Here is a 23,020-nt window from a genome sequence, read left to right on the forward strand (position 1 = left end):
AGGAGAGCCCGATGAAACGGACCCTTTCTCTGATGATGATCACCCTGTTCACGCTGTCGCTGCTCGCGGGGTGCAATACCGTGCGAGGTGTCGGTCAGGACATTGAAGAGGGCGGTGAGGCCATCCAGCAGTCGTCTTCCTGATGCACGGCCTTTGCCACGGCCCGGCGGGTCGGGCCGTGGCTCACTTGCTGGCATTATGCTCGGCGAGTGCTTGACGCTCTTCCTGTTCTGCCTTCATTCGCCTCTGTTTGCGTAATACCGCTCTTTCCTGTCGCAATTGCTGTTTGGGCGTCGCCGGTTCAAGAGGTGGAATCTCGGCAGGATGGCCTTCCTCGTCCACCGCGACCATGGTCAGATAACAGCTGTTGGTATGACGCAGCAGCTGGTCCTGGATGTTTTCGGCCACCACCTTGATGCCGACCTCCATGGATGAGCGTCCCACATGGTTGATGCTGGCCAGGAAGGTGACCAGCTCGCCGACATGGATCGGTTGCTTGAAGCGTACCTGGTCCACCGATAGCGTCACCACATAGTGGCCCGAATAACGGCTGGCGCAGGCATAGGCGACCTCGTCGAGTTTCTTGAGGATAGCGCCGCCATGGACCTTGCCACTGAAGTTGGCCATGTCGGGTGTCATCAGCACGGTCATGGTCAGTTCGTGCTGGCCGGGTAGTGCATGCTCGGTCATCTGAGGTGTCTCTTGCGAAGATTGCCCACAGCATAGCGTCCGTTCTCCGTTGAAGGGGAGCGGACGCGTAGTACTTGCATCGCCCCTGTCTGAAAAGCCGGTGAGCGCAAGCAGCTTTCAGGCAAGGGCTAGAGCCAGGTCAGGCCGGCGGCGATGATCACCCCCGTCAGCAGCAGCTGGATCAGGCAGAACCCCATGATGTCCTTGGCCTTGAGGCCGGCGATGCCGAGGACCGGCAGGGCCCAGAAGGGTTGCAGCAGGTTGGTCCAGGCGTCGCCCCAGGCCACGGCCATGGCAATGCGGGGAATATCCACGCCCAGCGCCTCGGCGGCTGGCAGCATGACCGGTGCCTGCACGGCCCACTGGCCGCCGCCGGAGGGCACGAAGATATTGACGATACCGGCGCTGATGAAGCTCCAGAAGGGCAGCGAGGCCTCGGAGGCCATTGATATCAGAGCGCCGGAGAGTGTCTCGGCCAGGCCGGACTGCACCATGATCGCCATGATGCCGGCGTAGAAAGGAAACTGGATGACGATGCCGGCGCCGCCTCTAATCGCTTCGTGCAGGCTCTCGAGCAGGCTGCGGGGCGTGCGGTGAAGGACGATGGCCAGGAACAGGAAGAGAAAGTTGACCACATTGAGATTGAGGCCGCCACCGCGAAGCACGAAGTGGTCGAGCAGGAACAGCAGCCCCGGGATGCCCACCAGCCAGGCCAGGGTCACGCTGTTCTCGAGGCGCTCCGCCGGCCGGGTAATGCGGACGCGACGCTCTTCTTCCTCGCCCAGCAGGCTCGGGTCGATATACACGCTGTCCTTCTCGTCTGGGAGCATCATTCGGTTGATCAGTGGCATGGCGATGAACAGTGCCACCACGATGCCGAGGTTGAACAGCGAGAAGATAGTCTCGGAGGTGCCGATGACGCCGATCTGTTCGATGGCGAAATGGCCGTCGGTGGCGATGGTCAGGGGGACCGAACCGGCCAGCCCGCCATGCCAGACGATGAAGCCGGAGTAGGCGCTGGCGACCAGCAGACGATAGTCGACGCGAATCTGGCGGGCCAGCTCCTTGGCAAACAGGGCCCCCACCACCAGGCCGAAGCCCCAGTTGATCCAGCTGGCAGCCAAGGATACCAGGGTCACCAGGATAATGGCGGCGCCGGCGTTGTTGGCCAGGCCGGCCAGGCGCTGTAGCAGGCGCTTGACGGGGGGCGAGCTGGCCAGCATGAAGCCGGTGACCAGCACCAGCAGCATCTGCATCGAGAACGACAGCAGGTTCCAGAACCCATCGCCCCAGAAGCGCAGGACCGCCAGGGGTGTCTGACGCTCGACGGCGATGGCCGCGGCGGCGGCGATTACCGTCAGCAGCAGCACGAAAATGTAGGGGTCAGGGAGATACCGCTCGACCAGTTTGACGGCTGGGCGCGACAGTGACTTGAGCATGGCAGCTTGGCCTCTAGGCGACGAGAATTTTTGTCAGATCAGTGAGTTGGCAGCATCAAGTTGCCCGACTTCCCAAGGGCTGTCAAAGCCACCAAAGTTCAAGGCCGAAGGCCTGTTCAAGCATCGCGCCAGTGCCATCGGCGATAGTGCCGGTAATAGGCGATCAACACGGCCGAGCGGGTCGCGGTGAAGACGGTGAAGGCCAGCCAAAGGCCGTGATTGTCGAGTGGCTGAGCGAACCACCAGACGGGCAGGTAGACGGCCAGGCCGATGAAGATGCTGTTGCGCATCTCGCGAATTGCCGTGGCGCCGATGAAGACGCCGTCCAGCAAGTAGCTCCACACCGCGATCAGCGGCATGACCACCACCCAGGGCAGGTACTCGCCGGCGCTGGTACGAACGTCCGGCAGTCCGGTGAGCAGCGCGATCAGCCAATGGCCGCCCAGCGCAAAGACCAGAGCGGTGGCGCCGGCGGTCAGCAGCGAGAACCGGGTCGCGCCGCGTACCGCCTGGGCGAACTCCCGCCAGCGGGCACGGCCCACGGCGTGGCCGGTCAGGGCCTCGGCAGCATGGGCGAAACCGTCCAGGCCGTAGGAGGTGAGCATGATGAACTGTAACAGCACCGCATTGGCGGCCAGAATGGTATCGCCCTGAGCCGCGCCCTGGGCGGTGAAGAAGGCCATGGCGAACAACAGGCCCAGGGTGCGCACGAAGAGGTTGGCATTGACCTGGAAGAGCTCGGTGTAGGCGTCGAGACGCAGGAGCCGCTCGCGCCGGAAGCGTCCGCCGAGCCGACGCAGTTGACGGCTGACCAGGCAGAGCCCCACCGCCAGGGCGCTGATATCGGCGATGACCGTGGCCCAGGCCACGCCATCGCTGGTCATGCCGAGTCCGACCACGAAGAGCAGGTCGAGCAGGATGTTCACGGCGTTGGTCAGCACCAGGATGATCAGCGTTACCCGAGAGTTCTGCTGACCGAGGAACCAGCCAAGGATGGCGTAGTTGGCCAGCACCGCCGGCGCTGACCATAGTCGGATCCGCGCGTATTCGCCGGCCAGCGCCGTGGCTTCGACGCTGCCGTCCAGCAGCCAGAGGCCGAGCTCGACCAGCGGGCCGCCCGCCAGGATCAGGACGAGGCCGATGCCAAGTGCCAGTAGCATCGACTGGCCGAGCAGGTTGCGCACACCTTCGTCGTCGCCGCGGCCCGCCGCCTGTGAGGTCAAGCCAGTGGTACCCATGCGCAGGAAACCGAATCCCCAGTAGAGGAAGCCGAACAGGGTCGCCCCCAGGGTGACCGCGGCCAGATAACGAGAGTCCGATAGGTGCCCGACCACGGCGGTATCCACCAGGCCGAGCAGCGGTACGGTGATGTTGGAGAGAATGATCGGCCAGGCCAGTGACCAGACGCGCCGATGGGCGGGATCGGAAGATGACACGACGGGCTCCGGAGGTTCAGCGAGCCCGACAGGATGGCCGCCGCCGCCGGTGGGTGCAAGCCCGGCAACCGCCGTGAAGGCAGGCGCTCAGGCCGCGGTGATGACCCGGTATTTTTCCATCAGCTCTTCCCGGGACTCCTTGCGTTCCGGGTCGAGGGGGATGCAGTCGACCGGGCAGACCTGCTGGCACTGTGGCTCGTCGTAGTGGCCGACGCACTCGGTGCAGTGGTCGGGGTCGATGATGTAGATCTCTTCCCCCGGTGAGATGGCGTCATTGGGGCATTCGGGTTCGCAGACGTCGCAGTTGATGCATTCGTCGGTGATCATCAGGGCCATGGAACGCCTCATGAAAATCTGCTGCGCATCGGCCATACGGCGTTGACGTTTCGGCCAAGGCACTCATTCAGTACGCCTGAACGGCGCCTTGTGCTCGATGTCGCCTTGTCTGGCTTCAGCTCACAAGATGCTAAACGGGAATTGAGCAAATCGATGTCGGGCACGTAAGCCCGAGTACTTCGGTCAGGTATTGTAGCGATTCTTGAGCGCTTCGGCGACATCGGGGTGGACGTGCTGCGACACGTCGCCGCCGAGGCGTGCGATCTCGCGCACCAGGGTGGAGGAGATATAGGAGTTTTCCACTTCCGGTGTCAGGAAGACGGTCTCCAGCTCCGGCATCTGGGCGCGGTTCATGTTGGCCAGTTGCAGCTCGTACTCGAAATCGGACACCGCGCGCAGGCCTCGCAGGAGAATGCGGGCCTGGCGCTGGCGCATGAATTCGGTGAGCAAGCCGGAGAAGCCGACGACTTCCACGTTGTCGTGGTGCTCGACGACCTTGCGGGCCAGGGTGATGCGCGCGTCGATGTCCAGGGCCGGCGACTTGCCGGGACTGGAGGCGATGGCTACCACGATGTGGTCGAAGAGGCGCGCCGCGCGTTCGATCAGGTCGTAGTGGCCGTTGGTGATGGGGTCGAAGGTTCCGGGATAAACGGCGGTACTCATGAGTCCTCCCCGTCATCGAGCCGGCCGAAGGGGTTGTCCACGGCCAGCGAGACCGGCTGGGCATAGCCCGGGATATGAATGGCATCATCGCCGACGTCGAGCTCGGGGCCCTCGAGAACGCCCTCGCCGAAGCGGTAACGGGGCGCGAAATGACCGCGGTCGGCATCGCGGCAGTAAGCGGCGGCGGTTTCTCGAGTGGCCTCGCGGCGGGTGCGCCAATCGTTCATGGCAGCCTCGCCGTGGCGAGCGGTGAGCAGACGCTCGGTGACCCCGGGGGAGAGCACCACGCCGGTGGCATTGTTGCCACCGAAGCCCTTGGCGTTGATGAAGGCGGCGTCTGCCTCGAAGGTCAGAGGGTCGCGGAAGAAGCGTAGCCGGTCGGTGTGGACGTCGTCGGCCACGGCGTCGAGGGTCGGAATGCCCGGCAGCAGACCATGGGCGAAGCTGCCCAGGGCGCTGGCCAACTGGTCGCCGGCGGCGCCGCCCTGGGAATGGCCGACGAAGGTCTTGATCGCCGTCACCGGCCAGTCCTCGATGCCATGCGCCTGGGCGACCAGGTCGAAGACGTGGGATTCGGTGACGCGATTCTTGGGCGTGCTGGTGCCGTGGGCATGCAGGAAGGTGCGATGCCGCAGGGCGTTTTCGCCGAGCATGTCGCGTACCAGCGATGCTGCCTTGCCGAGGGTGATGTAGTTGCCGATACCCGGTGCCGAGATGGAACGTTTCCAGCCGTCGGCGTTGACGAAGACATCGGGCACGCTGCCGAGCAGCTCGGCCCCGACCTCCAGAGCCAGGGCGTCGTCCATCAGCATCAGGAACTGGCTGGACTCCCCCATGGTGAAGCCACAGTTGCGGGCGAAGGGGCGACAGGCTCGCTGGTAGTCGGCGTCGGTCAGCAGCTCCAGGGCGTCCAGGGCGCGCAGGCTGTCGTCATCGGCAAGCGCCCCCATGGCGCGAAAGCCCTCGACAATTTCCGGGGTGATCGGTGCGTCGGCGGTGCCGACCATCACGATGCGGCGGCGCCCGGCACGGATGTCGTCCACGCCCAGCCGGAGGTTGTAGAGAAAGCTGGCACAGGCGCCCAGCGCCGCGCCGGTGCCGCCCACGCTGCCCAGCACGTAGGCATTGAGGAAGTCGGCGGGCATCTGCCCGTAGCCCAGCGGCATCTGCTTGGAGGTGGCCCGCTTGCCGGAGACGAAGCTCTTGAGCAGGCCGCCCCAGCCCTCGTCATCGAGTTGACCGATGGAGTTGCCGGCGTACACCGCGATCTGGTCGGGATCCAGGCGGTCGCGCAGGTCATCCCAGACCAGACCGCTGTCGCCCAGGCAGTCGCTGGCGGCGAAGATCGCCATGGAGAGCCCGCGGGGGTGGTGAACGCTGCGGTAGAAGCGGCTGGGTTCGAAGCCCGAGGGCAACTGGCCGGCGGCGCGCACCTGGGCGGGGCGGGTCTCGGGCAGCATGACGTCCATCTCGCCGGCTGGCACCGTGACTTCCATGTTGCGGCGGTCGATCTCGCGAACCTGCCAGGTCGGCGGCAGGTCGTCGGGCAACTGGCGACGGCGCACGCGAAAGGTCAAGGGCGTGTCCAGCGCCAGTGTCGCCCGGCGATTGGCGGGCAAGCCCTCGGCGTTGAAGCGGGGATCCTCGATGCGTCGGATCAGGGTATGGTCCAGTACACGCTGGCGGGTGCGCTCGACGAGCGTGGCGGCGTCGAGGGGATGGCCTTCGGCGTCGTGCCAGGCACCGTCGGCCTGGGCGTCGGCCAGGCGCATCATCGCCGCCAGGCCGAGCAGGGTCTGGGCCTGGTCATCATCGGGCAGGGCGTCGAGCACGGTGCGGCGAAACGCCTGATGGCCCGAGGTGCGGCCGGCGGGATTTACGCCGCCCATGCCCACGATCACCGGTAAGTGTGACAAGCCGGGTTCCTCGTTGGATTGAAATAACAGGGCAGAATCGTCTCTTGATAGGCCATGGATCATAGCACCCGGCCCGCCACGGCGTCATGCGGGGCCGCTGCGCCGGGGTGGAGGGGCTGCTAGAATGCTCGGCCGTCGTCATCGCCATCGGTTCCTTCCATGACTGGACATTCCCGCGCCATTGTTTCCAATCAGTCCGGCCCTCACCGGGACCTGGCACGCCGTGTCGAGCGGGCGTTGCAACACCCCTCGCGCAAGCCCGTGGCCGAGCATACCCGCGAGGCCTTCGAGCGGGCCGAGCACTGGCGCGCCGCCCGGGCGAGAATGCCGCTGATCCTGGATGCCGGCTGCGGGGTGGGGCTGTCGACCCGCCACCTGGCCAGTGCGCATCCAGAATGTGCGGTGATCGGCGTCGACCGCAGTGCCGATCGGTTGTCTCGGGATCATGGCACCTTGCCCGACAACGCACTGCTGGTGCGTGCCGACCTGGTCGATTTCTGGCGGTTGGCGCTGACCGAAGGCTGGCGACCGGCGCGGCACTACCTGCTGTATCCCAATCCTTACCCCAAGTCGGTGCATCTCAAGATGCGCTGGCATGGCCATCCGGTGTTTCCGGCCATTCCGGCCCTGGGAGGACGGCTCGAGCTACGTTCCAACTGGCGGCTCTATGTCGAGGAATTCGCCCTGGCGCTGCGGCAGGCCACCGGCGTCGAGGGGCGGGTCGAGGCGTTTGAGCCCGACGCTGAGCCGCTGACACCTTTTGAGGGCAAATATCGGCAAAGTGGGCAGTCGCTCTGGCGGCTGGTGACTGAGCTACCGCATCGTCCCGAGCTGCTGCCAAGGGTGTGATGACACTCACCTGAGTCGGTGATCCCGAAAGCGTTCCCCCAGGGTGCGCTGCAGCCACTGCGCGATGGGGCCGCGCCCACCATCGCGGCGGGAGACCGTCTCGACCTCGATGACCGGGGGTGTGCCGAGGGCGTCGCTGGCCAGGTGGATGAGGTCGTCGCGAAAGGGGGGATACTGGGCGATATGCTGTGGCACCAAGGCCCAGCCGAGTCCTCGGGTTGCCAGTTCGGCCATGGAGTAGAAGCTGTTGAGGCGCCAGAATTGGGCACTCAGCGGTTGCCAAGCGTCGCCCTCGCTGCGCGAGGCGATCAGCAGTTGCCGGTGTCCGGCCAAATCCCCTGTCGAGGGCGTGGCGAGCCCGGCGAGAGGATGGTGGCGTGCCACGACCAGGGCTTGCTGGAGGTGGGCGATGCGGATGCCTTCCAGTAACGGTCCCTGGCCCTGCTGGCGCAGCAGAATGCCGAGATCAGCGGTACGGTCTTCCACCCAGCCGGCGATATCGCCCTGGGCGCCGTAGAGCAGCGTCAGCTGCAAGGCTGGATAGTGGCCGGCCAGCGCTTCCAGGCTCTCGTCCACCGGCGGCATTTCCACCAGGGCTTCGTCGATGGCCAGGACCAGCCGAGCCTCCTCGCCTTGACCGATGGCGCGGGCCCGGGATTCGAGTCGCTGGCACTGGCGGATCACGGCCCGGGCCTCGTGAAGCAGCGACTCGCCGGCTTCCGTGAGGCGGGGCATCCGTCCGGTGCGGTCGAACAGCTGGCAGTCGAGATCGGCCTCGAGGTGAGCGATGGCGGTGCTGATCGCGGACTGGGCGCGACCCAGGTGCCTGGCCGCCGCCGAGAAGGAGCCTCGTTCGGCGCAGGCGATGAGGATTTCGAGCTGGTCGAGGCTCCAGCGCATGACGTTCATGACCTATCTGAAAATTTGATGGATTCCAACTCGCACCCATCGCCATGATGACGAGAATGAGAGGTCACGTCGAGGCCATGTCGGCCCGCACGATTTGGGTGAGGAGGTCACGATGCGCTCCTGGAAGGAAAGGGTCACGCACACCCTGCTCTTCGAGATGGGAGGGCTGGTGATGGTGACGCCGCTGGCGAGCTGGCTGACCGGGCACGGTCTGGGCGAGGTCGGCGTGCTGGCGGTGGGGCTGGCGAGTGCCGCCATGCTCTGGAATCTGGTCTGGAACCGGCTGTTCGATATCTGGGTGCCGACGCGTCGTCGCACCCTCGTCCAGCGCCTGGCCCAGGCCTTCGGCTTCGAGCTGGGACTGTTGCTCATGACACTGCCGGTCGTGGCCTGGTGGCTCGGTATCGGAATCATCGAGGCCTTCTGGCTGGATCTCGGTTTCATGCTGTTCTTTCTGGCCTATGCCATGGTATTCAACACGGCTTTCGATCATGTCATGCGTCGGCGACTGGCGCGGGGAGAGTGCGGATGAGTTATGTGTTTCTCGCCCTGGCGATCATCGCCGAAGTGGTGGCGACATCGGCCCTCAAGGCATCGGACGAATTTTCGCGCTTCTGGCCCAGCGTGCTGGTGGTGGTGGGCTATGCCACGACCTTCTATCTGTTGACGCTGGTGTTCCGTAGTCTGCCGGTGGGGATCGCCTATGCCGTCTGGGCAGGGCTCGGTATCGTGCTGGTGACGCTGGTCGGCATGGTGGTCTATGGCGAACGCCCCGATCTACCGGCGGTGGTGGGGATGGCCCTGATCATCGGCGGCGTGGCGGTGATTCAGATATTTTCCTCATCGGCGGCGCACTGAGCCGACGCACTGTCGAAACGCTTTCCATGCCCGGGTAAACTGCGGTGTCGCCACGTCGCCCGAATGCACGCTGCATGGATGCCATCATGTTTCACCGTACGCTGAGCTGCTGTCTGCTGGTCTTGTCATTGCTGCCGTTGTCCGCCATGGCGTCGGGGTTTCCGCGACTCTCGACGCTGGTCGACGACGGCTTTCGCATCAGTGCCGAGGCACGCCTGCTGGGGACGGGGGATCGATCCGACAGGGTCCTGGCAAGCCTGTCGCCGACGCTTTCGCTGTCGCCGGCCTCGGTTTCCAAGGTGTACCTGGCGGCGGCGGCCCTCGATCGCTTCGGTCCCCAGCACCGGTTCACCACTCGCCTGGTCAGTACCGTTGAGCCCGATGCCAATGGAGTGCTTGGCGGCGACCTGGTGTTCGACGGCGGCGGCGACCCGGCATTGACCAGCGAAGACCTGTGGCGGCTGGTGCAGCGACTGTACCAGGCCGGCGTGCGCGAGGTGACCGGCCGGCTGGTGGTCAGTCAATGGCGCTTTGGCCCGGTAGATTGCATCACCACTGATCGCTGTCAGGCGCGTCGTCGAGTGGATAACAGCTATAGTGCACTGCTCTCTTCGGCGGGCGTCAACTTTGGCAGCTGGTGCGTGAATGTCGCGCCGGGAGCGGCACCCGGCACGTCCGCGACGGTTACCGGCTGCGACAGCAAGGCCGTGCTACCGGGCATCGACAACCGGGTCGACACCAGGGCCGCCGATAGCGGGACCCAGCTATCGGCCCTGCGACTGACCGAGGGCGGCGGGGATGTGATGCGCCTCACCGGTCAGATTTCCACCAACGCCTATCCTCGCGACCTCTATCGTGCCAGCGCCGATCCAGCCGACCAGACCGCGCAATTGCTGAAGGCGATGCTCGAGCGTGCCGGTATTCGGGTTCGCGGTGGGCATGCCACCAGTACCGTCAAACCGCCGGCCTCGTCACGACAACTGGCAGCGGTGGATGGCAAGCCCCTTCAGGAGGTCCTGCTACGGACCCTCAATTACTCCAACAATTTCATGGCCGATGTCCTCGCGCTGGACATGGCGGCAGGGCCGCGCCCTACTCTGGAGCAGGGAGGTGCGGCCATCGAAGCCTTCGCCGCCGGCGTTCCCGGGCATGGCCCCCTGACGCTGCGCAGCGGCAGCGGCCTGACGCCGGAGAATCGGACCACCGCTAGTGGCGTGAATGGGCTATTGGCGCACATGTTCGACCAACCGTCGCTGTTTCCCAGTTTCGTGGCCGGTCTGCAATCACCCCGCAACGGGGTGATGCGTTTCATCCGCAAGGGGCCGGCAACCTTCCAGGATCGCGTGATGATCAAGACCGGCACCCTCAACGAGCCGGTGAGGGTGCGGGCGATCACCGGCTACTTCCGTACGGAATCGAACCGATGGGGGGCCTTCACCGTGCTGGTCAACGGCACCGAGTCGACCCCTTATCTCAACTGGACAATGGTGCTGGAACGCCTTTCCGAGGACCTGGCGCACCTCATCGAGACCAACTAGGAACTCGCTCATGAAACCTGGACACACCGGCTGGCGCCACCTGGTGCATTCCACTCGCTATTCCTTGAAGGGGTTCAAGGCGGCCTATCGCTATGAATCGGCCTTCCGTCAGGAGCTTGGCCTCTGCCTGGTATTGATACCCCTGGCCTGGTGGGTCGGTGGGTCGCCGGTGGAGTGGATCCTGCTGGTCGGTAGCTGCCTGCTGGTGCTGATCGTCGAGCTGCTCAACACCGCCGTCGAAAGCGTGGTGGATCGCATCGGGCCCGAGCGTCACAAGCTCTCCGGGCGCGCCAAGGACATCGGCTCGGCCGCGGTGATGCTGGCGTTGATCTTCGCCGGGCTGACCTGGGGGCTGCTGTTGTGGGACAAGTTCCTGGGGTAAATCGGCGTTTCCCTGAACGCGCCTAGTGTCTGAGGCGCTCGCTTGGTTATGCTGAGGGCATTCGCCAGCCGACGATGAGACGCCCATGGCCCTGCCTACCGATTTCCTGCCCCTGGATGCCATTCCCGAACCGCCGACCACGGCGTTGCGACATGCCTGGGAGCGCCTCGCTGCTTCGCTTGAGCAGGCCGACAACCTGGCCTCGATGCAGGGACAGGAGGCGCCCAGCGAGTGCTGGACGGCACTGTCACCCGGTCGGCGCGAACAACTGGCCCGGGTGCTGGCCGTTTCCGGCTTTGCCGTGGAGACGCTGGTACGGCATCCCGATTGGCTCGCCCATCTGGACGCCGAGGGCGAGCTGGATGAGGCGCCGTCCGAGGCGGTACTGCGCGAGTCGCTCGAAGGACGCCTCGAGGACGTCGAGGATGAAGCGGCCATGCATGCTGCCATTCGGCGATTTCGGCAGGCTCGCATGCTGGGCATCGTGTGGCGCGACCTGACCCGTCCGGCGGGTGTCGATATGTGGAGCACCAGCGCTGCCGTGTCGCGCCTGGCCGAGATATGCCTGGAGTCGGCCCTGACCTGGCTCGAGGCTCACGTCGAGCCGCGCTGGGGGCGTCCTGCGGCGCGGGCCGACGGCAGCGAGCAGCGTCTGGTGGTACTGGGCATGGGCAAGCTTGGGGCCGGCGAACTCAACCTCTCCTCCGACATCGACCTGATCTTCGCCTTTCCGGAGAAGGGCGAGACCCAGGGGGGACGCAAGTCGCTGGCGCATCAGGAATATTTTACCAAGCTCGGCCAGAAGTTGATCGCCGCGCTGGACGCGGTGACCGCCGACGGCTTCGCCTTCCGAGTCGACATGCGGCTGCGTCCCCTGGGGGATGGCGGGCCCCTGGTCGGCAGCTTCGCCTCCCTGGCTGGCTACTATCAGGATCAGGGGCGTGAATGGGAACGCTACGCCATGCTCAAGGCGCGGCCGGTCGCCGGTGACCGGGATGCCGGCGATGAGTTGCTGGCCAGCCTGCGGCCCTTCGTCTATCGCAAGTACCTCGACTTCGGTGCCATCGAATCGCTGCGCGAGTTGAAGTCGATGATCAACCGCGAGGTGAAGCGCCGCGGCATGGAGGACAACATCAAGCTCGGCCCCGGTGGCATTCGCGAGGTGGAATTCGTGGTGCAGGCCTTCCAGTTGATCCGCGGAGGGCGTGACACGGAGCTGCAGGTGACCTCGTTGCGCACGGCGCTCGAGCGTTTGCCGGGGCTGGGGTTGCTGCCGCAAGAGGTGGTCGACGAACTCGAACCGGATTATCGCTTCCTGCGTGACCTGGAGCATATCCTGCAAGCCCTCGAGGATCGCCAGACCCAGACACTGCCCGATGGCGAGCTCGAACGCGAGCGCGTCGCCCTGGGGCTGGACATGGAAGACTGGCCGGCGGTGATGGGGCGCCTCGACGAGGTCCGGGCGCGAGTACGCCGGCATTTCGATGCGGTGATCGCCGAGCCCGAGGAGGACTCGGAACAGGACGACGAGGCCTCGGAAGGGAACAGCGGCGTCGATCTCGAGGAATGGCGGGCCCTGTGGCGCGGCCATGAAAGCGACGAAGACGCCATGGCCCTGCTGGAGACGGGCGGTTTCGTTGCGGCCGATGCCAGCCTGCGCCGATTGATGGCGCTGCGCCGCTCCCGGCAGATTCAGGCCATGCAGCGCATCGGCTTCGAACGTCTCGATGCCCTGATGCCCTTGCTGCTGGAGGCTGCTGCGGACAGCGATGCGCCTGATACGGCTCTGGAGCGGGTGCTGCCGTTGATCGAAGCGGTGCTGCGCCGCACCGCCTATCTGGCGCTGCTTCGCGAGAACCCGGTGGCCCTGGAGCATCTCATGCGTCTGTGCAGCGCCAGCCCCTGGATCGCCGAGCAACTGGCGCGCTACCCCATTCTGCTCGATGAGCTGCTCACACCGGATACCCTCTATACCCCGGCCGACAAGGCGCGCCTGGCCGATGAGCTGCGCCAGACCCTGGGGCGGATTCCCGAGGATGACGAGGAAGGTCAGCTGGAGGCGTTGCGGGTCTTCAAGCACGCCCAGGTGCTGCACGTCGCCGCCTCGGACATCGCCGGCACCCGTCACCTGATGAAGGTCAGCGACTACCTGACCTATATCGCCGAAGTGGTGCTCGAGGCGGTGCTGGCCATGGCCTGGAAGCACCTGACGCGCAAGCATGGTTTTCCCGAACGTCGAGATGGCGGTCGCTGTGACCAGGTGCCGGAATTTCTGATCATCGGTTACGGCAAGCTCGGCGGCATCGAGCTCGGCTATGGTTCCGACCTGGACCTGGTGTTCCTGCACGACGGCGCCGGGCAGGGCAGCACCGACGGAGAAAGGCCCATCGACAACGCGGTATTCTTTACCCGGCTCGGCCAGCGCATCATCCACCTGCTTACCGCCATGACGCCGGCAGGTAGCCTCTACGAGGTCGACATGCGCCTGCGTCCCTCGGGCAACTCGGGACTACTGGTCTCGAGTCTCGATGCCTTCGCCGATTACCAGCGCCGTGAAGCCTGGACCTGGGAGCATCAGGCCCTGGTCAGAGCGCGCGTGGTGGCGGGCCACGACACCTTGAGCGAGCGTTTCGCCGAGGTACGCTGCGATATCCTCGGCGGCGAACGTGACCTCGGCGAGCTGCGGGGCGAGGTCGTGGCCATGCGCAACCGGATGCGCGAGCACCTGGGCGGCAAGGCCGATGCCGACAGCTTCGATCTCAAGCACGACCCGGGCGGTATGGTCGACATCGAGTTCCTGTGCCAGTACGCGGTACTCGCCATGGGGCACGAGACGCCCGAGCTGCTGACCTACAGCGACAACATGCGCATCCTCGAGACCCTCGAGGAGACCGGTCGGCTACCGGCCGACGATTGCCGCCGGCTGCGCGAGGCCTATCTGGCCTGCCGCACGGCGTCCCATCGCTCAGCCCTGACCCGCGAACCGGCCCGCGGCGGAGTCGAGGACTTCCAGAGACACCGCGATGCCGTCGTCGCGGTATGGGAACGGCTGCTCGAGCCGGGGGCATGACCGCCGGCACCACGAACAAGGAAGCCATCATCATGAACAAGGTCCTGATCCTGCATGGCCCCAATCTCAACCTGCTGGGCACCCGCCAGCCGGATATCTACGGCCGAGAAACGCTCGCCGACATTGATGATTCCCTGCGTGAACAGGCCATGGGAGCGGGCTGGGAGATCGACGTTCGGCAGAGCAATCACGAGGGGGAACTGATCGATGCCATTCATGCCGCCCGGCTGGATGGCACCGTGGCGATCATCATCAACCCCGCGGCTTATACCCATACCTCGGTCGCGATTCTCGATGCCCTCAATGCCTTCGACGGCAAGGTGATCGAGGTGCACCTCTCCAATGTCCACCAGCGCGAGACGTTTCGTCACCACTCCTACGTCTCGCTGCGCGCCGACGGGGTGATCGCCGGGCTCGGCAGCCGGGGTTACGGGCTGGCGCTTGAGGCGGTAATGGCCGACGCCTGATGCCCCGGTTCTATCCGGGCGAGACGAACAGCGGCGCGCCGTCGGCATGGTGAAGGCGGCGTAGGCGCGTGACTCAGCTGACATGGGTACGGATCAACTGCACCTTGTCCTGCAGCAGCGGCAGGAACGATTGGGTGAGGGTGTCGAAGTCGATGCGTGCGGCGTTGGTGCTGATGTTGATGGCGCCAAGCAGTTTGCCGTTGGCATCGAAGGCCGGTACGGCCAGTGAGCGCAGCCCCGGGTCCAGTTCCTGATCGACGATGCTGTAACCCTGTTGGCGTACCTGTTCGAGACAGTTGCGCAACTGAGCCGTGTCGGTGATGGAGCATTCGGTATGGGGTTCGAGTTCCACCTGTTCGAGGTAGCGGGCCAGTTCCTCATCCGGTAGCTGTGACAGCAGCACACGTCCCATCGAGGTATAGGCCGCCGGCAGGCGTGTACCGACCGACAGGGTGATCGCCATCAGCCTATGCTTGGCGGCAGAACGGGCCACATAGATCACTTCGTTGCCGTCCAGCACCCCCAGCGACGAGGATTCGCCGATCTCGGCGGTGATGTCTTCCAGGTATTGCTGAATCACCGAGCGGTAGTTGTTGGCAGACAGGTAGGCATAGCCTAGCTGCAGGGCCTTGGGAGCGAGTTCGAAGTGGCGCTGTTGTTTGCGCACGTAGCCCAGGGCATGGAGCGTCAGCAGGAAGCGGCGGGCGCGGGCCCGGTTCATGTCTGTCTTGGCGGCGACCTCGCTCAGTGTCATGCGCGGGGTATCTTCGTCGAAGGCCTGGATGACTTCCAGGCCGCTGGCCAATGCCGTCACGAAGTCGCGATCGTCGGCTGTCAGTGTCTCGTCTTGCATGGGCGTGTCTTCGCAGGGGGTTCATGTCGATTCGTCACCAATCTAGCATATATGTTCGAATTGCGAACATATGTCCGACCTAGGCTGAGTGAGAGGCTCGCCCCTACTCTTCGACGGGAAGGGTCATGCCATTCTCCCGAACTGATTCTGCTACTTCCCCATGGACCGGCGCTCTTGCCGTGGCGAGACTTTCTCTTCCGGCATGCTGGTATCCCGTCGTCGCTTTCCGTCTTTATACCTTGGTAGTAGCGAAGCACCGGAGGAGTCGGCAACCATATGGCTATGCGTAATTGTAGTCGAATGAAAATAAAAGAATTTTTTACCAAGGGGTCGGCAATGCCGGCCCCATTTGTTTGTTGGTGGATTTGACTGAGCCGAGAGCAAAGATTAAGTTGTTCGTATAACAAATCTATGTTCGTATAGCGCACAATTTGTTTAGAACAGCAACCGCGAACGCCGGCGAGCCTTGCGAGCCGCCGCTCCGGGCGTTCCCATCAGAGGCGAATATCATGGCCGAGATCCTCAGCCTGCATGACGCGGTGGCGCGCTACGTCGAAGACGGCGCCACCGTGGCCATGGAGGGCTTCACCCACCTGATTCCCTTTGCCACCGGACATGAAGTCATCCGCCAGGGCAAACGTGACCTGACCCTGATCCGCATGACGCCCGACCTGGTCTACGACCAGCTGATCGGCGCCGGCTGCGCGAAGAAGGTGATCTTTTCCTGGGGCGGCAACCCCGGCGTGGGTTCCCTGCACCGCCTGCGCGATGCGGTGGAGAAGGGTTGGCCACGCCAGATCGAGATCCTCGAGCACAGCCATGCCGCCATGGCGTGCGCCTTCGAGGCCGGGGCCGCCGGGCTACCGCTGGCCGTGCTGCGTGGCTATGTGGGCAGCGAGCTGCCCAACGTCAACGACCAGATCAAGTTCATCGAGTGCCCCTTCACCGGCGAGCGCCTGGCGGCGGTGCCTTCGGTGCGTCCGGACGTCTCCATCGTCCACGCCCAGAAGGCCGACCGCGCCGGCAACGTGCTGGTGGAGGGCATCGTCGGCGTGCAGAAGGAGGCCGTACTGGCCGCCAGGCACAGCATCGTCACGGTCGAGGAGATCGTCGACGACCTCGACACCCATCCCAATGCCTGCGTGATCCCGGGCTGGGCCATCGACGCCATCGCCGTGGCCGAGAAGGGCTCGCTGCCGTCCTATGCGCACGGCTACTACCCGCGCAACAACCGCTTCTACAAGGAGTGGGACGCCATCGCCCGCGACCGCGACGCCTTCACCCAATGGATCGATGAGAACGTCATGAACGCCGGGGAGAACGCCTGATGAGTACCGTCGAGAAGAGCCTGGATTACACCGCCGGCGAGATGATGACCGTGACCGCCGCGCGGGCGCTGGAGAACGGCACCACCTGCTTCGTCGGCATCGGCCTGCCCAGTGAGGCCGCCAACCTGGCGCGCCTGACCCACGCCCCGGATGTGGTGCTGATCTACGAGTCCGGCACCCTGCAGACCAAGCCCGAGGTGCTGCCGCTGTCGATCGGCGACGGCGAGCTCGCCGAGACCGCGCTGACCACCGTCTCGGTGCCGGAGATGTTCCGCTACTGGCTGCAGGGCGGAAAGATCAACGTCGGTTTCCTCGGCACCGCCCAGATCGACCGCTACTGCAACCTCAACACCACGCTGATCGGCGACTACACCGCGCCCAAGGTGCGTCTTCCGGGCGGAGGCGGGGCCCCCGAGATCGCGACGAATGCGGGGGAGGTCTTCATCACCCTCAAGCACTCCAAGCGCGCCTTCGTCGACCAGGTCGACTTCGTCACCACCCTGGGCTTCGGACGCGACGGCAAGGGCCGCGACGGCGTGCCCAACATCGGCAAGGGCCCGACCCGGGTGATCACCGACCTGTGCGTGATGAAACCGGATCCAGAGACCAAGGAGCTGGTGGTGGTGTCGCTGCATCCGGGCGTGACTGCCGAGCAGGTTCAGGAGGCCACCGGCTGGGAGATCCGCTTCGCCGAGTCCCTGGAGAGCACCCCGGAGCCCAGCGCCCGCGAGCTCGAGGTGCTGCGTGAGCTCAAGGATAGGACCGCCCGCGCTCACACCGGCCAATAAGCCGCCGCCAACGACATCGTCGTCCCGGCTGCGCCGGGGCGATCAAGGAGTCTTGCCATGACCGACGTCTATCTCTGTCATCCGCGCCGCAGCGCCATCGGCCGCTTCGGCGGCACCCTGGCCGGCGTGCGTCCCGACGACCTGGCCGCCGACATCTTCAAGGCCGTGTTGGCCGAGGCGCCCCGGCTCGAGGCCGCGGCGATCGAGGAAGTCTTCATGGGCTGCGCCAACCAGGCCGGCGAGGACAACCGCAACGTGGCGCGCATGTCGTCGCTGCTGGCCGGCCTGCCGCCCTCGGTTCCAGGCACCACCATGAACCGCCTGTGCGGCTCGGGCATGGACGCCGTGGGCACCGCCTTCCGCGCCATCAAGGCCGGCGAGATGGACCTGGCGCTGGCCGGTGGCGTGGAGTCCATGTCCCGGGCGCCCTATGTGATGGGCAAGGCCGAGGGTGCCTACTCCCGCGGCCAGCAGATCGAGGACACCACCATCGGCTGGCGCTTCGTCAACCCGTTGATGAAGAAGGTCTACGAGACCCACTCGATGCCCGAGACCGCGGAGAACGTGGCCGAGCAGTTCGGCATCTCCCGCGAGGACCAGGACGCCTTCGCCGCGCGCTCCCAGGCCAAGGTCGCCGAGGCCCAGCAGGCCGGCCGCTTTGCCGAGGAGATCGTCGCCATCGAGATCCCGCGCCGCAAGCAGGAGCCGCTGGTTTTCGATACCGACGAGCACCCGCGCGCCGGCACCACCGTCGAGAAGCTCGCCAAGCTGCCCACGCCCTTCAAGGCGGAGGGTGGCAGCGTCACCGCGGGCAACGCCTCCGGGGTCAACGACGGTGCCGCGGCGATGCTGGTGGCCAGCCAAGCGGCGGTGGAGCAGCACGGCCTGCAGCCGATGGCCAGGGTCGTCGGCATGGCCACCGCCGGCGTCGAGCCGCGTATCATGGGCTATGGCCCGGTGCCCGCGGTGCGTCGCCTGCTCGAGCGCACCGGCGTCTCCCTCGACGAGATCGACGTCATCGAGCTCAACGAGGCCTTCGCCGCCCAGGCGCTCGCCTGCATGCGCGACCTGGGCCTCGAGGACGACGACCCGCGCGTGAACCCCAATGGCGGCGCCATCGCCCTGGGCCACCCGCTGGGCATGTCCGGCGCGCGGCTGCTGATGACCGCCGCCCATGAGCTCCAGAAGACCGGCAAGCGCTATGCGCTGTGCACCATGTGCGTCGGCGTGGGCCAAGGCATCGCCACGCTGATCGAGCGGGCGTAAAGGGATAGAAGAGGGAAGGGAGAAGAGGGAAGAGACCGGTCTTCCCTCTTGAGCGGCGAAGCCGCGTTCTTCCGTCTATGTCGAATAAGGCGTCGCGCCTTGCGTCGGTGCCTTGTCATGGGAGAGATCGGATGGCATTTCTGAATATCGACGGCCGCAGCGTGGCCTATCGCTTGCTGGGCGCCGAGGCCAATCCGCTGGTGGTCCTGGCCCATCCGTTGGGCATGACCCAGGCGGTGTGGGACGACGTGCTGGCGTCGCTGCTGCCGCGCTATCGGGTGCTGACCTGGGACCTGCCGGGGCACGGCGCCAGTGAGGCTTGGCCGGCCGACGGCGGTGAGGTCACCCCCGAGGCGTTGGCCGCCGAGGCCTTGGCCCTGGCCGATCAGGCCGGCGCGGCACGCTTCCACTTCGTCGGCACCTCAATCGGTGGTGTGGTCGGACAGCAGTTGCTCAAGGCCCACGCCGAGCGACTACTGTCGGTGACCCTGACCAACACCGGGGCGGTGATCGGCAACGCCGAGATGTGGAATACCCGTGCTGGCCGCGTGCGCGAGGAAGGCCTGGCGGCCATGGCCGGCGAGATCGTGCCGCGCTGGTTCGCCGCCGACCTGATCAAGCGCGTCCCGGCCCTGGAGAGCGGCTGGTGCGTCCAGATGGCGCGCACCGACGGCGAGAGCTATGCCCGGCTGTGCGAGATGCTCGGTCGCAGCGACTTCCGCGGTCAACTCAAGGAAGCGTGCGCTCGCCCCCAGGGCGTCGACGTCCATCTGTTGGGCGGCAGCGAGGACATGGCGACCCCGCCCGAGACCCTGCAGGCCCTGGCCGCCGAGTGCGACGGCGCACCGCTGGAGGTCCTCGAGGCCGTCGGCCACGTGCCCTCGGTGGAAAGACCGGGCGACGTCGCAACGTACTTGCTGGCATGCTGGCAGTAGTGAGGCATTTTTACTGAGCAGTTGTGTCGCCAACTGCACGAATACCTGTTGCCTCGATGATATGCTGGCGCCTCGATGATCTGGAGAGTGCCGCCAATGCGTCTATTCCTGCTTGTGACGGCGATTCTGCTTCTGGCCGGCTGCGATCAGACGCCCACCGGTCGTCAGCAGCTGGCACTGGTGCCCGAGGCGTTGATGTCGCGGATGGGGGCGGATGCCTTCGAACAGATGCGACAGCAAGGGCCGGTCGTTACCGAGTCCGCTATCAATCGGCAAGTGGAGTGCATCGCTCGGGAGCTGGTAGCCGCCGCGCGGCGCCATTACCCGCAGGTGGACATGCCCGATGAATGGGAAGTGGCAGTATTCGATCGATCGTCGCCCAATGCCTTCGCCTTGCCGGGCGGCCGCATCGGTGTGCATGCCGGCTTGTTGAGGGTGGCCGAGTCGCCGTCACAGCTGGCAGCGGTGATCGGGCACGAAATCGGGCATGTGCTGGCCGATCATGGTAACGAGCGCATGACTCAGCAACTGGGCATCAAGTCGGCGCTGCTGCTGGTCGGCCTGCTCGGCGAGGGTGAACTTGCCCAGGAGCCGTTGCAGCGTGCGCTGGGTATCGGGGCGCGACTGGGTATCGCCTTGCCCTTCAGTCGCACCCATGAGGAAGAGGCCGATCTGATGGGCCTGATGATCATGGCCGAGGCGGGCTTCGATCCCGCCCAGAGTGTGGCGCTGTGGCGGAACATGGCCGCCGTCGGGGGCGATCAGCCCCCGGAGTTCCTGTCGACTCATCCGGCGCATGAGTCGCGTATCGGACAGTTGAAGGAGTACCTTCCGGAGGCACAAGGCATTCGTGAAACGGCCGTTCCTTCATCCTGCTCGTGACACGTCTCCCGGGGCGACAAGCCGGGCATGGCCGGGTAAGGTGGCGAGGGCCTGTCTTCGCAACCCGGTAGCCGTCCATGGATGATCGTCTATCCCCCTTCCAGTTACTGATCCTGGTGCTGTCGATCTATGTGCTCGGTGCCCTGGCGGTGGACGTGCTGTTCACGCTTTCGCCCGAGATGTCGCGCCTGCTGCACTATATCGACCTGGTCGTCTGCGTGTTCTTCTTCGCCGACTTCTGCATCCGTTTTCGAGCCGCGCGAAACAAGTGGCGCTTCATGCGCTGGGGCTGGATCGACCTGGTGGCCAGTATTCCTGCTGGGTGGCTGTTTGCCGGCCGTCTGGTGCGGGTGGTTCAGGTCATTCGCCTGCTGCGGGCAATCAAGTCCCTGCACATGATCTGGCGACTGCTTTTCCGCAACCGTGCGAAGGGTTTCTTCATTTCCGTCACGACGGCGACCCTGCTTCTGGTGGCCTTCGGGTCCATGACGATCCTGATGGTGGAAGGGCCCAACCCGGAAAGCAGCATCGACACCGCCGAGGAGGCCCTGTGGTGGGCTTTCGTCACGGTCACCACCGTGGGGTATGGCGACTACTATCCGATCACGACCCTGGGGCGCGTCGTGGCGGCCATGTTGATGGTCGCCGGGGTCGGCATGTTCGGCAGTTTCGCCGCCTACGTCGGCTCGCTGTTCGTCGAGGAACAGGACGACGAGAATGCCCGTCAGCACCGCGCCAGTCGTGAGTTGATCCGCGACCTGTATGGCGAGATCCAGACGCTTCGCCAGGAAGTCGCGGCCCTGCGCGAGGAGCGTGACTCACCCCCCGGCGAGCGTTGATGGGCTATTTCGTTTGCGGCATGGCGACTCAGGAATTCGAGCGGTCGTCGCGGGTCTCGTAGTCACCTTCGAGCACCTGGTGGTCTCGCGCGCGGCCATCGCCGGAGCGGGGCTCTCGGTACGTCGCGCCGCCGACGTCCTGGGCCTGTTCGGCGCGCATTTCTTCCATGCGTTTCTTCATGCGGCGGCGCAGGAAGGGCAACATGGCCCAGCCGATCAACAGGAAGACCAGGCCGATCACGGTGCCGATGATCATCATCACGCCGAAGAACAGCCAGGTGAACAGCAGCTTGATACCGCTGACATTGCCGCCGGGCTTGGCCTGGCGGGCACGCTGCTGCCACTGTTGAGCGGCACGCCAGGCGGCGTTGCTGCGTGGGTCATTGGGGTTGGACATGGGAATCTCCATGAAGGCCGGTCGCGTCGCGACCGTGCCGTGAATGACTGCCACTTGGAAAGCGCTGCTTCATGAATGTTCCGTGCGGCCAGTCTGCCAGAGTTCGCCGAGTATTTCGTAGCTTCGCAGGCGATCTTCTTGTGCATAGACATCGGTATGGATCATCAGCTCATCCGCTCCGGTGCTTTCCAGAAAGCCCTCCAGGCCGTCGCGCACGCGCTGTGGACCACCGATCACGGCGGCACCGAAGAACTGTTCGACCTGTGCTTGCTCCAGGGGAGACCAGTCGAGCTGCTCCACCGGCGGCAGGGCTCGGGTGCGGCGACCACGTATCATGCCGAGAAACTTCTGACGTGCCGTCGAGGCGAGGAACTCCGCCCGGTCATCGTCTTCGGCGGCAACCACCGGCAGGCCGACCATGGCGTAGGGCGCGTCCAGAACCGAAGACGGCTGGAAGTTATCGCGATACAGCCGCAGGGCGTCGTGCAACTGGGCGGGGGCGAACTGGGCGGCGAAGGCGAAGGGCAGGCCTTCACGGGCGGCCAGTCGCGCGCTGTAGTCGCTGGAGCCAAGCAACCAGAGGGGCACCCTGGTGCCTTGCCCGGGGATGGCGCGCACACGCTGGTCGGCCCGCTCGTCGTCGAGGAAGCCGCGTAGCTCTTCGAGGCGCTGAGGGAAGTCGTCGACGCCGGCGCGCGGGTCACGGCGCATGGCCGCCATGGTGGCGCCGTCGGAACCCGGGGCGCGGCCGAGGCCGAGGTCGATGCGGTCTGGATAGAGGGTCTCCAGGGTACCGAACTGTTCGGCGATCACCAGAGGCGGGTGGTTGGGCAGCATGATGCCACCGCTGCCCACGCGGATATGCGAGGTCTTTCCCGCCAGGTGGCCGATCAACACGGCGGTGGCGGCGCTGGCGATGCCATCGATGCTGTGGTGTTCGGCGACCCAGTAGCGCGTGAAGCCGAGGCGTTCGGTCAGGCGGGCCAGTGCGACGCTCTCGTTGAAGCTGTCGGCGGCGCTGCCGCCCTGTCGGATCGGGGCCAGGTCCAGAACGGAGAGGGGGGTATCGGCCAGTCGGGGCATGGGGATCTCCCAAAAGTTAGCATGCTTTCTTTGTAGGTGAGGGCGACGCAAGGAAGAAACAATGGGGAAGGACGATCGGGGGAGTCGTCACGCGCG

General features: G+C 65.3%; 24 protein-coding genes. 14 read left to right on the plus strand and 10 right to left on the minus strand.

The features are described 5' to 3' along the window. The first annotated feature begins 11 nt into the window (after positions 1 to 11). Positions 12 to 143 (plus strand): entericidin A/B family lipoprotein, encoded by a 132-nt coding sequence (locus tag RSO41_RS12925; RefSeq protein ID WP_285918391.1) that lies wholly within the window; start codon positions 12 to 14, stop codon positions 141 to 143. Positions 144 to 183: 40 nt separating this feature from the next. Here the strand turns inward: RSO41_RS12925 and RSO41_RS12930 are convergent, their stop codons facing one another. The 6 genes from RSO41_RS12930 to RSO41_RS12955 all read right to left on the minus strand — a co-directional run bounded on the left by RSO41_RS12930 (position 184) and on the right by RSO41_RS12955 (position 6,453). Further along, positions 184 to 690 (minus strand): acyl-CoA thioesterase, encoded by a 507-nt coding sequence (locus RSO41_RS12930; RefSeq protein ID WP_315619552.1) that lies wholly within the window; start codon positions 688 to 690, stop codon positions 184 to 186. Between the two features lie 128 nt (positions 691 to 818). Then, a complete protein-coding gene (locus tag RSO41_RS12935) occupies positions 819 to 2,129 on the minus strand; it encodes a short-chain fatty acid transporter (RefSeq protein WP_315619553.1) in 1,311 nt (436 codons plus the stop codon). Between the two features lie 116 nt (positions 2,130 to 2,245). Further along, positions 2,246 to 3,565: an MATE family efflux transporter gene (locus tag RSO41_RS12940; protein ID WP_315619555.1), complete on the minus strand. Its 1,320-nt coding sequence runs from the start codon at positions 3,563 to 3,565 to the stop codon at positions 2,246 to 2,248. Positions 3,566 to 3,652: 87 nt separating this feature from the next. Next, on the minus strand, positions 3,653 to 3,901 hold the full coding sequence (locus tag RSO41_RS12945) for a YfhL family 4Fe-4S dicluster ferredoxin (protein ID WP_315619557.1): 249 nt from the start codon (positions 3,899 to 3,901) through the stop codon (positions 3,653 to 3,655). Between the two features lie 183 nt (positions 3,902 to 4,084). After that, positions 4,085 to 4,564, minus strand: coding sequence for a pantetheine-phosphate adenylyltransferase (coaD, locus tag RSO41_RS12950; RefSeq protein ID WP_275286774.1), 480 nt, complete (start codon positions 4,562 to 4,564; stop codon positions 4,085 to 4,087). Beyond that, positions 4,561 to 6,453, minus strand: a complete 1,893-nt coding sequence (locus RSO41_RS12955; protein WP_315619599.1) for a beta-ketoacyl synthase — start codon at positions 6,451 to 6,453, stop codon at positions 4,561 to 4,563. The genes coaD and RSO41_RS12955 overlap by 4 nt, the downstream gene beginning before the upstream one ends. Positions 6,454 to 6,639: 186 nt before the next feature. On the opposite strand from RSO41_RS12955, the gene RSO41_RS12960 reads away from it, so the two are divergent. Continuing rightward, positions 6,640 to 7,329 carry a tRNA (guanine(46)-N(7))-methyltransferase TrmB gene (locus RSO41_RS12960; RefSeq protein ID WP_315619558.1) on the plus strand — a complete coding sequence of 230 codons (690 nt, stop codon included), beginning with the start codon at positions 6,640 to 6,642 and terminating at the stop codon, positions 7,327 to 7,329. Between the two features lie 6 nt (positions 7,330 to 7,335). Here the strand turns inward: RSO41_RS12960 and RSO41_RS12965 are convergent, their stop codons facing one another. Then, the gene (locus RSO41_RS12965; protein ID WP_315619560.1) at positions 7,336 to 8,238 is read right to left on the minus strand and encodes a LysR family transcriptional regulator; all 903 of its coding nucleotides are present in this window, start codon (positions 8,236 to 8,238) and stop codon (positions 7,336 to 7,338) included. 112 nt (positions 8,239 to 8,350) lie between these two features. On the opposite strand from RSO41_RS12965, the gene RSO41_RS12970 reads away from it, so the two are divergent. The 6 genes from RSO41_RS12970 to aroQ all read left to right on the plus strand — a co-directional run bounded on the left by RSO41_RS12970 (position 8,351) and on the right by aroQ (position 14,553). After that, complete coding sequence (locus RSO41_RS12970) at positions 8,351 to 8,770, plus strand: PACE efflux transporter (RefSeq protein WP_315619562.1); 420 nt, start codon at positions 8,351 to 8,353, stop codon at positions 8,768 to 8,770. After that, positions 8,767 to 9,096 (plus strand): DMT family transporter, encoded by a 330-nt coding sequence (locus RSO41_RS12975; protein ID WP_315619564.1) that lies wholly within the window; start codon positions 8,767 to 8,769, stop codon positions 9,094 to 9,096. The genes RSO41_RS12970 and RSO41_RS12975 overlap by 4 nt, the downstream gene beginning before the upstream one ends. 86 nt (positions 9,097 to 9,182) lie before the next feature. Next, the gene (dacB, locus tag RSO41_RS12980; RefSeq protein ID WP_315619565.1) at positions 9,183 to 10,634 is read left to right on the plus strand and encodes a D-alanyl-D-alanine carboxypeptidase/D-alanyl-D-alanine-endopeptidase; all 1,452 of its coding nucleotides are present in this window, start codon (positions 9,183 to 9,185) and stop codon (positions 10,632 to 10,634) included. Between the two features lie 10 nt (positions 10,635 to 10,644). Continuing rightward, positions 10,645 to 11,016 carry a diacylglycerol kinase gene (locus RSO41_RS12985; protein ID WP_315619566.1) on the plus strand — a complete coding sequence of 124 codons (372 nt, stop codon included), beginning with the start codon at positions 10,645 to 10,647 and terminating at the stop codon, positions 11,014 to 11,016. An 85-nt stretch (positions 11,017 to 11,101) separates the two neighbouring features. Further along, positions 11,102 to 14,086, plus strand: a complete 2,985-nt coding sequence (gene glnE / locus RSO41_RS12990) for a bifunctional [glutamate--ammonia ligase]-adenylyl-L-tyrosine phosphorylase/[glutamate--ammonia-ligase] adenylyltransferase (protein WP_315619567.1) — start codon at positions 11,102 to 11,104, stop codon at positions 14,084 to 14,086. 32 nt (positions 14,087 to 14,118) lie between these two features. Beyond that, positions 14,119 to 14,553 carry a type II 3-dehydroquinate dehydratase gene (gene aroQ / locus RSO41_RS12995; protein WP_315619601.1) on the plus strand — a complete coding sequence of 145 codons (435 nt, stop codon included), beginning with the start codon at positions 14,119 to 14,121 and terminating at the stop codon, positions 14,551 to 14,553. 73 nt (positions 14,554 to 14,626) lie between these two features. On the opposite strand, the gene RSO41_RS13000 is transcribed toward aroQ, so the two are convergent. After that, positions 14,627 to 15,406 carry an IclR family transcriptional regulator C-terminal domain-containing protein gene (locus RSO41_RS13000; protein WP_315619569.1) on the minus strand — a complete coding sequence of 260 codons (780 nt, stop codon included), beginning with the start codon at positions 15,404 to 15,406 and terminating at the stop codon, positions 14,627 to 14,629. A gap of 509 nt (positions 15,407 to 15,915) precedes the next feature. On the opposite strand from RSO41_RS13000, the gene RSO41_RS13005 reads away from it, so the two are divergent. The 6 genes from RSO41_RS13005 (at position 15,916) to RSO41_RS13030 (ending at position 21,444) form a co-directional block, all read left to right on the plus strand. Beyond that, positions 15,916 to 16,734, plus strand: coding sequence for a CoA transferase subunit A (locus tag RSO41_RS13005; RefSeq protein ID WP_315619570.1), 819 nt, complete (start codon positions 15,916 to 15,918; stop codon positions 16,732 to 16,734). Between the two features lie 20 nt (positions 16,735 to 16,754). After that, positions 16,755 to 17,522: a CoA-transferase subunit beta gene (locus RSO41_RS13010; RefSeq protein ID WP_315619602.1), complete on the plus strand. Its 768-nt coding sequence runs from the start codon at positions 16,755 to 16,757 to the stop codon at positions 17,520 to 17,522. 57 nt (positions 17,523 to 17,579) lie between these two features. Further along, the gene (gene pcaF / locus RSO41_RS13015) at positions 17,580 to 18,788 is read left to right on the plus strand and encodes a 3-oxoadipyl-CoA thiolase (RefSeq protein WP_315619571.1); all 1,209 of its coding nucleotides are present in this window, start codon (positions 17,580 to 17,582) and stop codon (positions 18,786 to 18,788) included. Between the two features lie 131 nt (positions 18,789 to 18,919). Then, positions 18,920 to 19,723: an alpha/beta fold hydrolase gene (locus RSO41_RS13020; protein WP_315619572.1), complete on the plus strand. Its 804-nt coding sequence runs from the start codon at positions 18,920 to 18,922 to the stop codon at positions 19,721 to 19,723. 96 nt (positions 19,724 to 19,819) lie between these two features. Further along, positions 19,820 to 20,605 carry a M48 family metallopeptidase gene (locus tag RSO41_RS13025; RefSeq protein WP_315619573.1) on the plus strand — a complete coding sequence of 262 codons (786 nt, stop codon included), beginning with the start codon at positions 19,820 to 19,822 and terminating at the stop codon, positions 20,603 to 20,605. A gap of 77 nt (positions 20,606 to 20,682) precedes the next feature. Further along, positions 20,683 to 21,444: an ion transporter gene (locus tag RSO41_RS13030; RefSeq protein WP_315619574.1), complete on the plus strand. Its 762-nt coding sequence runs from the start codon at positions 20,683 to 20,685 to the stop codon at positions 21,442 to 21,444. Between the two features lie 28 nt (positions 21,445 to 21,472). Here the strand turns inward: RSO41_RS13030 and RSO41_RS13035 are convergent, their stop codons facing one another. Further along, positions 21,473 to 21,841: a hypothetical protein gene (locus tag RSO41_RS13035; protein ID WP_315619575.1), complete on the minus strand. Its 369-nt coding sequence runs from the start codon at positions 21,839 to 21,841 to the stop codon at positions 21,473 to 21,475. Between the two features lie 69 nt (positions 21,842 to 21,910). Continuing rightward, complete coding sequence (locus RSO41_RS13040) at positions 21,911 to 22,924, minus strand: LLM class flavin-dependent oxidoreductase (RefSeq protein WP_315619576.1); 1,014 nt, start codon at positions 22,922 to 22,924, stop codon at positions 21,911 to 21,913. Between the last annotated feature and the right edge of the window lie 96 nt (positions 22,925 to 23,020).

It is taken from the genome of Halomonas sp. I1 (assembly GCF_032334135.1).
Lineage (GTDB): Bacteria > Pseudomonadota > Gammaproteobacteria > Pseudomonadales > Halomonadaceae > Halomonas.